This window comes from Mycobacterium sp. 3519A, assembly GCF_900240945.1.
In the GTDB taxonomy this organism is placed as follows: domain Bacteria; phylum Actinomycetota; class Actinomycetes; order Mycobacteriales; family Mycobacteriaceae; genus Mycobacterium.
In genome coordinates this window covers 273,545-286,562 of sequence record NZ_OESG01000011.1, presented here as the reverse complement: position 1 = coordinate 286,562, position 13,018 = coordinate 273,545, and the positions used below count along the sequence as shown (strand labels likewise).

The 13,018-nt window shown below is 67.2% G+C and carries 13 protein-coding genes; 2 read left to right on the top strand and 11 right to left on the bottom strand.

Features of this window, described 5'->3' with window-relative positions:
- The first annotated feature begins 11 nt into the window (after nucleotides 1-11).
- The gene (locus C1A30_RS01565) at nucleotides 12-269 is read left to right on the top strand and encodes a hypothetical protein (protein ID WP_101946517.1); all 258 of its coding nucleotides are present in this window, start codon (nucleotides 12-14) and stop codon (nucleotides 267-269) included.
- On the opposite strand, the gene C1A30_RS01560 is transcribed toward C1A30_RS01565, so the two are convergent.
- The 8 genes from C1A30_RS01560 to C1A30_RS01525 form a co-directional block, all read right to left on the bottom strand.
- Nucleotides 266-1,459: a dihydrolipoamide acetyltransferase family protein gene (locus C1A30_RS01560; protein ID WP_101946516.1), complete on the bottom strand. Its 1,194-nt coding sequence runs from the start codon at nucleotides 1,457-1,459 to the stop codon at nucleotides 266-268. The two genes, C1A30_RS01565 and C1A30_RS01560, sit on opposite strands and share 4 nt — an antisense overlap.
- Nucleotides 1,456-2,517, bottom strand: coding sequence for an alpha-ketoacid dehydrogenase subunit beta (locus tag C1A30_RS01555; RefSeq protein ID WP_101946515.1), 1,062 nt, complete (start codon nucleotides 2,515-2,517; stop codon nucleotides 1,456-1,458). Before C1A30_RS01555 ends, C1A30_RS01560 begins: the two co-directional genes overlap by 4 nt.
- Nucleotide 2,518: 1 nt before the next feature.
- Nucleotides 2,519-3,607: a pyruvate dehydrogenase (acetyl-transferring) E1 component subunit alpha gene (pdhA, locus tag C1A30_RS01550; RefSeq protein WP_101946514.1), complete on the bottom strand. Its 1,089-nt coding sequence runs from the start codon at nucleotides 3,605-3,607 to the stop codon at nucleotides 2,519-2,521.
- 216 nt (nucleotides 3,608-3,823) lie between these two features.
- Nucleotides 3,824-4,633, bottom strand: a complete 810-nt coding sequence (locus C1A30_RS01545) for a CoA ester lyase (protein WP_101946513.1) — start codon at nucleotides 4,631-4,633, stop codon at nucleotides 3,824-3,826.
- Between the two features lie 2 nt (nucleotides 4,634-4,635).
- Nucleotides 4,636-5,121, bottom strand: coding sequence for a MaoC family dehydratase (locus C1A30_RS01540; RefSeq protein WP_101946512.1), 486 nt, complete (start codon nucleotides 5,119-5,121; stop codon nucleotides 4,636-4,638).
- Entirely contained in the window at nucleotides 5,118-6,278 is a 1,161-nt protein-coding gene (locus C1A30_RS01535; protein WP_101946511.1) for an acyl-CoA dehydrogenase family protein, read from the bottom strand. Before C1A30_RS01535 ends, C1A30_RS01540 begins: the two co-directional genes overlap by 4 nt.
- Complete coding sequence (locus tag C1A30_RS01530) at nucleotides 6,275-8,260, bottom strand: biotin carboxylase N-terminal domain-containing protein (protein WP_101946626.1); 1,986 nt, start codon at nucleotides 8,258-8,260, stop codon at nucleotides 6,275-6,277. The genes C1A30_RS01535 and C1A30_RS01530 overlap by 4 nt, the downstream gene beginning before the upstream one ends.
- A 2-nt stretch (nucleotides 8,261-8,262) precedes the next feature.
- Complete coding sequence (locus C1A30_RS01525) at nucleotides 8,263-9,816, bottom strand: carboxyl transferase domain-containing protein (RefSeq protein WP_101946510.1); 1,554 nt, start codon at nucleotides 9,814-9,816, stop codon at nucleotides 8,263-8,265.
- Between the two features lie 90 nt (nucleotides 9,817-9,906).
- Here C1A30_RS01525 and C1A30_RS01520 point away from each other — a divergent pair, with 90 nt between their 5' ends.
- Entirely contained in the window at nucleotides 9,907-10,521 is a 615-nt protein-coding gene (locus tag C1A30_RS01520) for a TetR/AcrR family transcriptional regulator (RefSeq protein ID WP_101946509.1), read from the top strand.
- 5 nt (nucleotides 10,522-10,526) lie between these two features.
- Here the strand turns inward: C1A30_RS01520 and C1A30_RS01515 are convergent, their stop codons facing one another.
- The 3 genes from C1A30_RS01515 to C1A30_RS01505 form a co-directional block, all read right to left on the bottom strand.
- The gene (locus tag C1A30_RS01515) at nucleotides 10,527-10,682 is read right to left on the bottom strand and encodes a DUF6131 family protein (RefSeq protein WP_101946508.1); all 156 of its coding nucleotides are present in this window, start codon (nucleotides 10,680-10,682) and stop codon (nucleotides 10,527-10,529) included.
- 39 nt (nucleotides 10,683-10,721) lie between these two features.
- Nucleotides 10,722-10,943 (bottom strand): hypothetical protein, encoded by a 222-nt coding sequence (locus C1A30_RS01510; protein WP_197518613.1) that lies wholly within the window; start codon nucleotides 10,941-10,943, stop codon nucleotides 10,722-10,724.
- Between the two features lie 84 nt (nucleotides 10,944-11,027).
- Nucleotides 11,028-12,905 carry an alpha/beta fold hydrolase gene (locus tag C1A30_RS01505; protein ID WP_101946507.1) on the bottom strand — a complete coding sequence of 626 codons (1,878 nt, stop codon included), beginning with the start codon at nucleotides 12,903-12,905 and terminating at the stop codon, nucleotides 11,028-11,030.
- Nucleotides 12,906-13,018: the final 113 nt, after the last annotated feature.

The following is a 13,018-nucleotide window of genomic DNA, read 5'->3' as shown; positions in this document are numbered from 1 at the left end:
AGGAGCGCGAGATGAAAAGGCTGGCAGCAGCGGTGTGCGCCGCCATGGGGATTGCCGTGGTGCCGGTGGTGATGGCGCCGGTCGCGGACGCGGACGTGTGCGCGGCCGGGGGCGGACGCCATTTCTCGGTCGGAGGTTGCACCAATATCGCCGGTGACGCGGCAGCGGTGGCCATCGCCTCGCAGCACGTCCCCTACGTGCCCGGCGAGATTCCGTGCTACACCGCAGAAGGCGTGCCGTATTACACACCTCCTGGCCAACCCTGCTAGAGGTCGAGCAGCGCCAGTTCCGGCGTCTCGATGAGGTCGCGCAGGTCGGTGAGGAACGCGGCGACCTGGGCACCGTCGGCGATGCGATGGTCGAACGCACATGTCAGTGACATCGTCGGCCGCGCAACCACCTCGCCGTCGACCACCACCGGGCGCGGCCTCAGCGACCCCATTCCCAGGATCGCGGCCTCCGGGTAGTTGATCACCGGCACGCCGTCGTCCAACCCCAGTGCGCCGAAGTTCGACACGGTGAACGTCGAGCCCTGCAACTGCGACGGTTTCAGCGTGCCCGCCCGTGCGTCGCGGATGAGTTGAGCCACCACGGCCGCCAGCTCGCGCGTCGTCTTCGCATGTGCGTCGGTGACGACGGGTACCAGCAGCCCGCGCGGCGCGGCCACCCCGAACCCCAGATGCACCGCCGAGTGCAGGTGGATCTGCGGGCCGTCGGTGGTCTCCAGCCATGTTGCGTTCAGGTGGGGGTGACGGCGCAGCGCGATGGTCAGCAGCCGCAGAATCAGCACGAACGGGGTGACCGGTGACTCCTCGTCCACCGCGTCGCGGAACCGGTCACGCATTTCAAGCAGCTTGGTGCAGTCCACCTGGACCCCGGCATGCGCATCGGGGATCTGCCTGCGGGACAGTGTCATCCGATGCGCCATCTCGGCCTGCACTCCGCGCACCGCGAGCATCTCCGGGGTCGGCGCCGACCGTCCCGCCGCGGCCAGCACGTCCTCGCGGGTGATCACGCCGTCGGGCCCGGTGCCCGCGACTGCGGACAGGTCGACGTTCAGTTCGGCGGCCAACTTGCGCACCGACGGCTTGGCCCGCGGCCGCTCACCGACCGATCTCCTTCTGCTGGAGTCCATCTCGTCGTCGGCGCCATAGCCGACCAGGACCGGTTTGCGCGCAGTGCCGTTCGTCGACTCGGCCTCCGATGTCGCGATGCGCACCAGAACGGACCCGACAGTCAGCGTGTCTCCTTCGGCGCCACCGAGTTCGGTGATCCGGCCCGCGAACGGGCTGGGGATCTCGACCTCGGCCTTGTTCGTCTCGACCGTGCACAACGTCTGGTTCAGTTCGACCTCGTCGCCCACCGCGACACTCCACCCGGTGATCGTCGCGTCTTCGAGGCCCTCGCCCAAGTCGGGTACGAGAAAGTCCTTGACCGCGTTCGTGCCTTCGGGGCTCACGGCTGCCCCATCGCACGTTCGACGCAGTCCAGTAGCCGGTCGGGGCCCGGCAGCCACAGCTTCTCGAGCCGCGCAGGCGGGTACGGCGTGTCGAATCCGGTGGCACGCAACACCGGCGCCTCGAGGTCGTAGAACAACTCCTCCTGGATGCGGGCGGCCAACTCGGCGCCGAAGCCCAGTGTGCGCGGACCCTCGTGCATCACCACCGCGCGACCGGTCTTACGGACCGAGGCGGCCACGGTGTCGAAGTCCAACGGGTTCAACGTCCGCAGGTCGACCACCTCCAGGCTCCAGCCCCGTTGGTCGGCGAGGCCGGCCGCGCTGAGCGCGGTGGCGACCAGCGACCCGTACGTCACCACGGTGACATCCGCGCCGTCCCGCCGCACCGCGGCCTTACCGGACGGCAGCGCCGGCGCGTCGGTATCGACGGCCTCGCGGGTCCAGTAGCGCCGCTTGGGCTCCAGATAGATGACCGGATCCCGGCTGGCAATCGATTGCCGCAGTAGCCAATACGCGTCCGACGGCGTCGAAGGCACCACGACCTTGAGGCCGGCGGTGTGCAGCCAGTAGCTCTCGGTGGACTCCGAGTGATGCTCCACCGCGCCGATGCCGCCGAACGACGGGATGCGGATGGTCACGGGCATGTCGACGTCACCGTGTGTACGCATACGGTACTTCGCCAGGTGGCTGACCATCTGGTCGAACGCGGGCGCAGCGAAGCCGTCGAACTGGATTTCCGGAACCGGCACCAGGCCGCGGATCGCCAACCCGATGGCGATGCCGACGATGCCGGACTCGGCCAGCGGGGTGTCGAAACACCGCTGCTCGCCGAAGGTTTCGGTCAACCCCTCGGTGACCCGGAAGACGCCACCCAACGTGGCGACGTCCTCGCCGAACACCAGCACCCGGTCGTCGGCCGCCATCGCGTCGTGCAGGGCGCGGTTGATCGCCTGCGCCATGGTCAGCGTCGGCGCGGACGGCACAGTCGTCAGCAGCGGTCCCCGCGGCTCCGGTACGTCGTCGCCGCGCATCGGGGGTCGTTCGATGATCTGAGTCACGTCAGGCCTCCTTCGCCAACTCGGTCAGCAGTTGTTGCCGCTGGCGTACCAGGTCGGGGGTGATGTCGTGATACACCGTGTCGAACATCTCGCCGACGTCGAAATCCTCAGCACCGACGATGGATTCGCGTAGTTCGGTCCGCAGTCGCTTCGACTTGGCGTCGACGCGTGCCGCCAACCGGTCGGTCCACACGCCGACGGTCTGTAAGTAGGCGCGGTAGCGCGCGATCGGGTCGAGCGCCGCCCAGTGGTCGACCTCCTCCTGCGACCGGTATCGCGTCGGATCGTCAGAGGTGGTGTGCGGGCCCATGCGGTAGGTGACGGCTTCTATCAGGGTCGGCCCGCCGCCGTCGCGGGCGCGCTGGGCCGCCTCGGCGACCACGGCGTAGCACGCCAACACGTCGTTGCCGTCGACGCGGATGCCGGGCATGCCATAGCCGATCGCTCTGTGCGCGATCGACGGCCCCGCCATCTGATGGGTCACCGGCACCGAGATGGCCCACTGGTTGTTCTGGATGAAGAAGACACACGGCGCACCGAACACGGCGGCGAAGTTCAGCGCCTCGTGCGCGTCGCCCTCGCTGGTGGCACCGTCGCCGAGGAATGCCAGCGTGACCGAATCCTCGCCCAACCGCTGGGCGCCCATCGCCGCGCCAACCGCGTGCAGGCCGTGGGTGCCGATCGGGATGGCGATCGGGGCGACGCACTTGTCGGTGAAGCCGAGTCCGCCATGCCATTTGCCCCGCCAGACGGCGCCCATCTGAGCCGGCGTGATGCCGCGCAGCAGGAATGCGCCGATCTCGCGGTACTGCGGGAACAGCCAGTCGGTCTTGCGCAGACAGGCCGCCGCGCCGATTTGCGCGGCTTCCTGACCGCGACACGACGCGAACAGCGCCAGTTCCCCCTGGCGTTGCAGGTTGACGAATTCGCTGTCGAGGTCGCGCGTGACGACCATCAGCTCGTAGAGCCAACTCAGCGTTTCGGGTGGAAGTTCGCGGCTGTAGCGATTCTCGGCTGTCGGCGTCCCGTCGGGGTCCACCAGCCGGATCGGCGCGAGATCGACCTGCGCCGCCGCAGAAACATCGGCCATACCGCCTCCTTGTCGGGTGACGGCATGTTCCGCCGTCGTACCGTGAGGTGCTCAGCGAAGCGGCGGTAGAGCAAATCCCCTGGTGAGGGGCTGTCGGTCAGCTACCGGGGTGTGGAGCCGACCAGACGATGCGCTCTGCCCGCCCCAACACTGGGGCAATGTCCATTATGCCCTGGGTCACACGTCCGCGCCGTCCGCCGCGGGACGTGTCGAGCGTCAGCCGTTTGCCGACGCGACGATCCGCTCCGCCCGGCGCAGGACCGGAGCATCGACCATCAAGCCGTCGAACTGGAACACACCGCGTTCGCTGGCGGCGGCAGTGAGCACCGCCTGCGCCCACTCGACCTGCTCCGGTGTCGGCGCATAACCGGTGCGGATGACCGCCACTTGCGACGGATGAATGGCGACCTTGGCGTCGAAGCCGACCGCCACCGCGTCGTCGACCTCCTTGCCGAGGCCGTCGAGGTCCTTGATGTCCAAGTACACCGAATCCAGCGCCATCCGCCCGTATGCCTTGGCGGCAAGCAGGGTCTGCGACCGGACATGCCGCGCCACCTCGCGGTAGCTGCCGTCCGGGTACCGGTTGGCGGTGCCGCCCAGCACCGCGAACAGGTCCTCGGCGCCCCACATCAACGCCAACGAGTTGTCCATCCGCGCCAGTTCGTTGACCGCCAGCGCACCCAACGGCGTCTCGATCAACACCACCACGTCAAGCGGCGCCAGATCCCGAACCTGCTGCGGCTCTTCGGTCTTCGCCAACATCACCGTGGTGTAGGCCGTACCGGACAGCGCCTCCAGGTCCAGTTGATGGTCGGGGGTCCCGCTCGGATTGACACGCACGACGGTGCGGTTCGGATCGAGAGGCGTTTCGATCAGCGCTCTACGGGCCGCCTCGCGGTCCTTGGCCGCAACGCCGTCCTCGAGGTCGAGGATCACCACATCGGCTGCCGCTGCGGCCTTTTCGAACCGTTCGGGTCGGTCGGCCGGGCAGAACAACCACGCCGGGCCGGTCTGGCTGAGTGCCACGATTACTCCCCCTCGGGTCGCTTGCGCACCATGGTCTTGCGCGATGCCGTGGCGACGATGTCGCCGTGCTGGTTGCGGCCGGTGTGGGCGAACGTCACGATTCCCTCGCCGGGTCGGCTCTTGGATTCCCGTTTGTCGGTCACCTCGGTCTCGGCGTACAGCGTGTCGCCGTGGAACAGCGGCTTGGGAAACGCCACCTCACCGAACCCGAGGTTGCCGACGATGGTGCCCTGCGTCAGTTGCGCCACCGAAAGCCCGACCAGCGTCGAGAGCGTGAACATCGAATTCACCAACCGCTGGTTGAACGGCGGCAACGCATCGGAGAACGCGGCGTCCAGATGCAGCGCCTGGGTGTTCATCGTCAGCGTGGTGAACAGCACGTTGTCGGCTTCGGTGATGGTGCGACCGGGGCGGTGCTGGTACAGCACGCCGGTCTCGAACTCCTCGAACCACAGCCCGCGCTGGACGACTACCCGCTGATCGCTCACAGGCCGGCCTCGCGCGCGATCAGCATCAACTGCACTTCCGTTGTGCCCTCACCGATTTCGAGGATCTTGCTGTCGCGGTAATGACGCGCGACGGCGTATTCGTTCATGAATCCGTACCCGCCGAACACCTGGGTCGCGTCGCGGGCGTTGTCCATTGCGGCCTCGCTGGCCACCATCTTGGCGATGGCCGCGGCCTTCTTGAACGGCTTGCCCGCCAACATCAGTGCCGCGGCGTCGTAGTACGCGGTGCGCGCAGCGTGCGCCCGCGCCTCCATGCGTGCGATCTTGAACGCGATCGCCTGATAGGTGCCGATGCGCGCGCCGAACGCCTCTCGTTCCTTCGCGTACTTCACACACTCGTCGACACAACCCTGGGCGGCACCGACCGACAGCGCGGCGATGGCGATCCGGCCCTCGTCGAGGATGCGAAGGAAGTTGGCGTATCCGCGTCCGCGCTCGCCGAGCAGGTTTTCCGCGGGCACCCGCACGTCGTCGAACGACAGCGGGTGGGTGTCCGAGGCGTTCCAGCCGACCTTGTTGTACGCCGGTTCGGCGGTGAATCCCTCGGTGGGCACCGGCACCAGGATCGACGAGATCTCTTTCTTGCCACCGCTTTCGCCGGTCACCGCGGTCACGGTGACCAGCTTGGTGATGTCGGTGCCCGAGTTGGTGATGAACTGCTTGGAGCCATTAATGATCCATGTCGACCCATCCATCCGGGCGGTGGTCCTGGTGGCCCCCGCGTCGGTGCCACCACCGGCCTCGGTCAGGCCGAACGCGCCGAGCGCTTTGCCACTTGCCAACAGCGGCAACCACTCCTGCTTCTGTTGGTCGTTTCCGAAGCGGTACACCGGCATCGCGCCAAGAGACACGCCCGCCTCGAGCGTGATCGCCACACTCTGGTCGACCTTGCCGAGTTCCTCCAGCGCCAGACACAGCGCGAAGTAGTCGCCGCCCATGCCGCCGTACTCCTCGGGAAACGGCAGGCCGAACAAGCCCATATCGGCCATCCCCGCCACCACCTCGTACGGGAACGAATGTTCCTCGTCGTGTTTGGCGGCGACGGGCGCGACGACGGTCTGCGCAAAGTCGCGGACCGTCTTGGCGAGTTGTTCGTAATGATCCGGCAGCATTCCGGTGGCTAAAAAGTCGCTCATGATTCGTCTTCCTTACTTGTGATGATCCTCGCCAACGGCTGGCCCACCTTGACCTGGTCGCCGACGGCGACGAGAAGTTCCACTGCGCCGTCGACGGGCGCGGTCAGCGCGTGCTCCATCTTCATGGCCTCGACGGTGACGACGACGGTGCCCGCGGCGACGTTGTCGCCGTCCTCGACGCCGACTGCCACCACCGCGCCGGGCATCGGACTGGTCAGTTCGGCGTCTCCGCTGTGTTCGTCGTCGGGCCGCACCGGCGCTTCCCGGACTTCTTCGACCTTGGCGGTGCGACCGCCGCCAGACAGCCAGATCTGGCCGTCGGTGGCGGCCACCAGGTACTCGGTGCGCAGACCGGCCAGCGTGACGCTCAGCCGGTTACCGTCGAGAGACGCTGCCAGTGAACGTGTTTCACCGTCTTCGACGCGCGCCGTGGCGGCACCCGGGGTGCCGACGAGATGGACATGGTCGGTGCGGTCACCCGCATGCAGCCGGAACGTCGTGGGTGCCCGCTGTCCCATCCGCCACCCCGACGGCACAGCCCACAAGTCACCAACGGGCGCCGGCCAGCACCGCAGCCACTTGTAGGCGGCCGCGGCGATCAGTTCGTCGTCACCGCATTGCGCCGCGACGTAGTCGGGCGTTCTGCGGTCCAGCAGTCCGGTATCCAACCGGCCCGCGGCGACATCGTCGTCGGTGAGCAGGAAGCGCAGGAAGTCGATGTTGGTGGTGATACCGAGCACCGCGGTGTCGGCCAGCGCACGGTCGAGCAGGCGTAGCGCGGCGGGCCGGTCGTCGGCGTGGGCGATGACTTTGGCCAGCATCGGGTCGTACTCGCTGCCGACGACGGTGCCGACGGCGAGGCCGGAATCGACCCGCACACCGGGCCCATCGGGTTCGGCGAGGCCCAACACGTCACCACCGGTGGGCAAGAAGCCGCGCGCAGGGTCCTCCGCATAGACCCGGGCCTCGACGGCGTGACCGCGCATCACGATGTCGTCCTGACCGATCGGCAGCTTCTCCCCCGCCGCGATGCGAACTTGGAGTTCGACCAGGTCGACACCGGTGACCATCTCGGTGACCGGGTGTTCCACCTGAAGGCGGGTGTTCATCTCCATGAAGAAGAACTCGTCGGGCCGGTCGGCGGACACGATGAATTCGACAGTGCCTGCGCCGGTGTAGTCGACGCTGCGGGCGGTGTCACAGGCCGCCGCGCCGATGCGTGCCCGTGTCGCCGGGTCGAGCAGCGGCGACGGCGCCTCCTCGATCACCTTCTGATGACGCCGCTGCAGGCTGCATTCGCGCTCGCCGAAATGCACGACGTTGCCGTATCCGTCGGCGAGCACCTGTACCTCGATGTGCCTGGGGTTCAACACGAATCGCTCGAGGAACAACGTGTCGTCGCCGAACGCCGACGCCGCCTCGCGACGGGCGCTGGCCAGTGCCGCGGCCAGTTCCGACGGGTCGTGCACCACCCGCATCCCTTTACCGCCGCCGCCCGCCGACGGCTTGACCAACACCGGGAAACCGACCTCGTCGGCCCCCGCGATCAGATCGGCGTCGGTCAGGCCGGGCCGGGACACCCCGGGCACCACGGGGACACCGAACGCCGACACAGCCGCCTTCGCCGCGATCTTGTCGCCCATGGTCTGGATGGCGGCGGCGGGCGGCCCGATGAACACGATCCCGGCGGCTTGCAGCGCCGCCGCGAATTGTGCGTTCTCCGAGAGGAATCCGTAGCCGGGATGGACCGCCTGGGCGCCGGTGCGCTGCGCCGCCCCCACCACCGCGTCGATGTCCAGATAACTCTGCCGCGCAGGCGCGGGCCCGATGCCGACGGCGACGTCGGCCTCGGCCACGTGGCGGGCGTTGGCGTCGGCGTCGCTGAACACCGCGACCGACCGTATCCCCATCGCGCGCAGCGTGCGGATCACCCGCACCGCGATCTCCCCGCGGTTGGCTACCAGAACGGTGTTGAAGTGCATCGTCACATCCTGAACACGCCGTAGGAAACCGCTTCTAGCGGTGCTTGCGCGACGATCGAAAGGGCAAGCCCCAGTACCGTTCTGGTGTCCGCCGGGTCGATCACGCCGTCGTCCCACAGCCTGGCCGTCGAGTAATACGGGTTGCCCTGGTCCTCGTACTGCTGGCGGATCGGCGCCTTGAACTTCTCTTCTTCTTCCGGCGTCATCTCGCCGCGCACCGTCGCGAGCACCGACGCGGCCTGCTCACCACCCATCACGGAGATCCGCGCGTTGGGCCACATCCACAGGAACCGCGGCGAGTACGCGCGGCCACACATCGAGTAGTTGCCCGCGCCGTACGATCCGCCGATCACCACGGTGAGTTTGGGCACCCTGGCGCAGGCGACAGCGGTCACCATCTTGGCGCCGTGCTTGGCGATACCGCCTGCCTCGTAGTCACGGCCGACCATGAACCCCGAGATGTTCTGCAGGAACAGCAGCGGCGTGTTGCGCTTGTCGCACAGTTCGATGAAATGCGCACCCTTGAGCGCGGATTCGCTGAACAACACGCCGTTGTTGGCGACGATGCCGACCGGGTGACCGTGGATACGGGCGAAGCCGGTGACCAACGTGCTGCCGTAGTCGGCCTTGAATTCCGCGAATTCGCCGCCGTCCACGATCCGGGTGATCACCTCGTGCACGTCGTAGGGCACCCGTGGGTCGACGGGCACGACGTCGTAGAGCTCGGTCTGGTCCGCGACGGCGTCGACGGTCGGCAGCACGTCCCACGGCACCGGTGTCCGGGGCCCGAGTGTCGCGACGATGCGACGGACGATCCGCAGCGCGTCACGGTCGTCGTGCGCCAAATGGTCTGTGACACCGGAGGTTTTGGAGTGCAGGTCACCGCCGCCGAGTTCCTCGGCGGTCACCACCTCGCCGGTGGCGGCCTTCACCAACGGCGGACCGCCGAGGAAGATGGTGCCCTGGTTGCGCACGATCACCGCCTCGTCGCTCATCGCGGGCACATACGCGCCGCCCGCGGTGCACGACCCGAGTACCGCAGCGATCTGCGGGATCCCTTCGGCGGACAGGTTGGCCTGGTTGTAGAAGATGCGGCCGAAGTGCTCGCGGTCGGGGAACACCTCGTCCTGGCGCGGCAGGAACGCCCCGCCGGAGTCGACGAGGTAGATGCAGGGCAGCCTGTTCTGGCCTGCGATCTCCTGCGCGCGCAGGTGCTTCTTGACGGTGATCGGGTAGTAGGTGCCGCCCTTGACCGTCGCGTCGTTGGCCACGATCATGCATTCCCGACCGGACACCCGGCCGATGCCCGCGATCATTCCTGCGCCTGGGCATTCGTCGTCGTACATTCCGTCGGCGGCCAGCGGGGCCAGTTCGAGGAATGCGCTGCCTGCATCAAGCAGGCCGTCGACGCGGTCGCGCGGCAGCAGCTTTCCGCGGCTGACATGGCGCTCCCGCGCGCGTTCCGGGCCGCCGAGCGCCGCAGCGGCCAACTTCGCACGCAACTGTTCGACCAGCGCGAGATGCTCGTCGCGATGACTGCCCTGCGGTGCCCTCATGAGACCCGTTCGTTTGAGTTAATGACGACTAACTTTGTGGTATGTTAGTCACGATTAACCGAGTTGTCCACTAGCGAGTTGGAGGCGCGAATGGCCACGTCGACGCGTTCCTCGACGCGACGCAGCCGGGCCAAATCCGACCGTCGCAGCCAGCTCATCGCGGCCGCCGAACGCCTGGTGGCCGAACGGGGCTATCTGGCTGTGCGACTGGAGGACATCGGGGCGGCCGCCGGTGTCAGCGGCCCCGCGATATACCGGCACTTCCCCAATAAGGAGGCGCTTCTCGCGGAGCTTCTCGTCGGCATCAGCGCCCGCCTGCTGGCCGGGGCCACCGCCGTCGTCGACCAGGCCGACAGCGCCGCAGATGCGTTGGACGGGCTCATCGACTTTCACTTGGACTTCGCGTTGGGGGAATCGGATCTGATCCGCATTCAGGACCGCGACCTTGGACACCTGCCGCCGACGGCCAAGCGTCAAGTGCGGAAGGCGCAACGGCAATACGTCGAGATCTGGGTGGACGTGCTGCGGCAGTTGAACGACTCGCTGAGCGAGGAGGACGCCCGACTGATGGCACACGCGGCGTTCGGGTTATTGAACTCGACACCACACAGCGTGAAGCCGAATAGCGCAAAAGCGGCCGAGGCCAGTTCGCGATCCGTCCTGCGGGCGATGACGGTCGCTGCACTGGCCTCGGCCGGTCGTTGAAAGCGCTAGTACCAGACTCTCCTGCCGCCGACCGGGCGACCGACGGAGCCGAGAATCCAGAAGACGGCGCCGACGACGAGCAGCACGACGCCGATGTAGGTGAGGATCGATATGCCAAAGATCAGCCCGAGAATGAGCAGAATGGCTCCCAGGACAATCATGGTGTCTCCATTTCTAGTGAATTGTTAACCGCCAGTTGGCTACTGGCTGGGCTCAGGAATGTTGCAGTTGGTCACCTTGGGGTTGACTCCCGCATAGTTCAGCGGGCCCGCGACCACCGTCAAAGCGATGGACCCCGCTGTTGCACAATTGTTTTCGGAGTTCTTGAAGTAGTCGCGCTGATAGGCCGCGACCACCCCGATCAGCAACCAGACGAGCACAATGACGCCGAGAATTCCGCCGCCTCGCATGTCTGCCTCCATCCGTTGTCCGCGCCAGCGACTGACGCGCAGCGACGGTTTACCCGGCGGACAATTTGTCCAAACCTCAGGTCAGCTACGGATTGATCAAGAAATCGAGGCGCCGGCGAACGCCGCGGTGAGCCAGTCACTCATGGCGGTCACCAGCACAGCGCGGTTCTCGCGGCGGACGATCTCATGACCGTCGTCGTCGAACGTCAACAGTTCGACGGTGCGGTCCAACGCGCGCAATGCGTCGTACATTTGCTGTGATTCGGTGGGCGGCACGTTGGTGTCGTTGAGGCCGTGCACCAGCAGCAGCGGCGCGGTCAGCGCGTGCGCGCGCAGCAGCGGCGACAAGTCGTCGAGCAGTTCACGGTCGCTGACCGGATGGCCGTATTTCGGATGGGCGGCAGCGGCGATCCACGGTTCTGTCGTGCGGTACCAGGTGTTCAAATCGCTCATCCCGCAGATGCTGATGCCTGCGGCGAACAGTTGCGGATGAAAAGTGAGCGCGGCCTGGGTCAGGTATCCGCCGTAGGACCATCCGCAGCACGCGATGCGCTCCCGCGGAGCGAACCCACAGTCGACGAGATAACACGCGGCGTCGGCGACATCGTCGATGGCGGCGAACCGCCGTTCCTTGTCGTCGGCGTGCATGAACGTCCGGCCGAATCCGCCCGACCCGCGGACATTCGGGAGGAACACTGCGATCCCCGCTTCCAGCAGCGGCGGGAAGAACTCGTTGTAGCCGGGCCTGCCCTGTCCTTCCGGCCCGCCGTGCAGGAAGATCATCGCGCCGATGGATTCGACGCCGTCGGGCGGGCGGAACAACCATCCGGTGAACTCGAGTCCGTCGCGCGCGGTGATCCTCTGCAGTGTGGGGTCCGCGGTGACCGGCCCGCTGCTCGGTTCCCTGTCGACCAGTTCCCACTCCCGCGTCCGCGGATTGACCAACTCGACCACCGGCGGCAGCGATGGACTCTCTACCGTCATCGCCAGCATCGAGCCGCCGGCACTGATGCTCAACTCGCTGGCCACCATGCCGGGCAACGGAATTGGCCCGTGCAAGGTGTTGTCGGCGAGCTCGAGGATCTGTAATTCACTGGCGCCGTGGATGTTCCACAGCATCGCCACCGTCGACAGGTCGTCGCTGACGGTGAACTCGTCGAGTTCGAAACCCGGTCGTTCGGCGACCACCTGATACGACACCCCGTCCGGCGTCGCCGTGACCTCGAGCAGCCTGGCGTGTTCGGCGCCGTTCTCGCTGCGGATCAGCGCGCGCACATAGCCTTCGGTGCTGTTGACTCCATATGCTTTCGCGGGCTGGTAGAGCCGCGTCAGTTCGCCATCCAGCCCCGCCCGCAGCCGCCGCGGGCTGTGGTCGTCGAGGATGATGCCCGCATCGGTGGTGGAGCCGGGATCGTATGGCAGCAAAGCGATTTCGGTTAGTCCGCGCAGCAGGATCAGGTCGCGGTAGCCGCGCGGACCGACCCGCACCAGCGCTGCCCCGGCCCACGCGTCGACCAGCCTGCCGCCGGAGCGGCGGTCGAGCACCACGGTGGTGCCGTCGGACGGGTCGATCAGACATGAGCTGCCGACGCCGTCCTCGCCGGTGAGGATCGCGGCGACCTTGGTGCCATCCCATGCGATCAGCTCCGCGGTGCCCTCCTGGGCACCTGCCGGCCAGTTGTCGATGCGCCTCGCCGCGCGGTCGTCGGGATCAGTTGTGACGATCCAGATCTGACTGCGGGTCGCGCCGTCGGGCGCCACCTCACATGCCAGCCAATGGCCGTCGGCGGAATGGAGGACGCGGGTGACGGCGCCCTCGACGGGCAGTTCGACGTCGCGCGATGAGCTGGTCCGCCAGCCGCGAAGGAAGCGCTGGACGGCGCGCGGGAAGCCGCTGTCGTCGATCAAATGGGCGAACGCGGTCGCATCGGGCGACATCGATGCCCCGTAGAGGCGACGGACCTGCGCTCCCATTGTTTCGATTCTGCACGGTGGCGGGCTGCGCGACGGCGGCACACCGCGAAGTCCGAGGTGAGCGCCGGTGCTTGATCGACTGAGCGGCTGCACAGGTACCCTGCAGCCATGAG

Bases quoted from the DNA above. Each gene is read 5' to 3' on its own strand.
- C1A30_RS01565 (WP_101946517.1), top strand. From the start codon at position 12: ATGAAAAGGCTGGCAGCAGCGGTGTGCGCCGCCATGGGGATTGCCGTG.
- pdhA (WP_101946514.1), bottom strand. From the start codon at position 3,607: ATGGCCGATGTTTCTGCGGCGGCGCAGGTCGATCTCGCGCCGATCCGG.
- C1A30_RS01535 (WP_101946511.1), bottom strand. From the start codon at position 6,278: ATGAGCGACTTTTTAGCCACCGGAATGCTGCCGGATCATTACGAACAA.
- C1A30_RS01530 (WP_101946626.1), bottom strand. From the start codon at position 8,260: ATGCACTTCAACACCGTTCTGGTAGCCAACCGCGGGGAGATCGCGGTG.
- C1A30_RS01525 (WP_101946510.1), bottom strand. From the start codon at position 9,816: ATGAGGGCACCGCAGGGCAGTCATCGCGACGAGCATCTCGCGCTGGTC.
- C1A30_RS01520 (WP_101946509.1), top strand. From the start codon at position 9,907: ATGGCCACGTCGACGCGTTCCTCGACGCGACGCAGCCGGGCCAAATCC.
- C1A30_RS01515 (WP_101946508.1), bottom strand. From the start codon at position 10,682: ATGATTGTCCTGGGAGCCATTCTGCTCATTCTCGGGCTGATCTTTGGC.
- C1A30_RS01510 (WP_197518613.1), bottom strand. From the start codon at position 10,943: ATGGAGGCAGACATGCGAGGCGGCGGAATTCTCGGCGTCATTGTGCTC.
- C1A30_RS01505 (WP_101946507.1), bottom strand. From the start codon at position 12,905: ATGGGAGCGCAGGTCCGTCGCCTCTACGGGGCATCGATGTCGCCCGAT.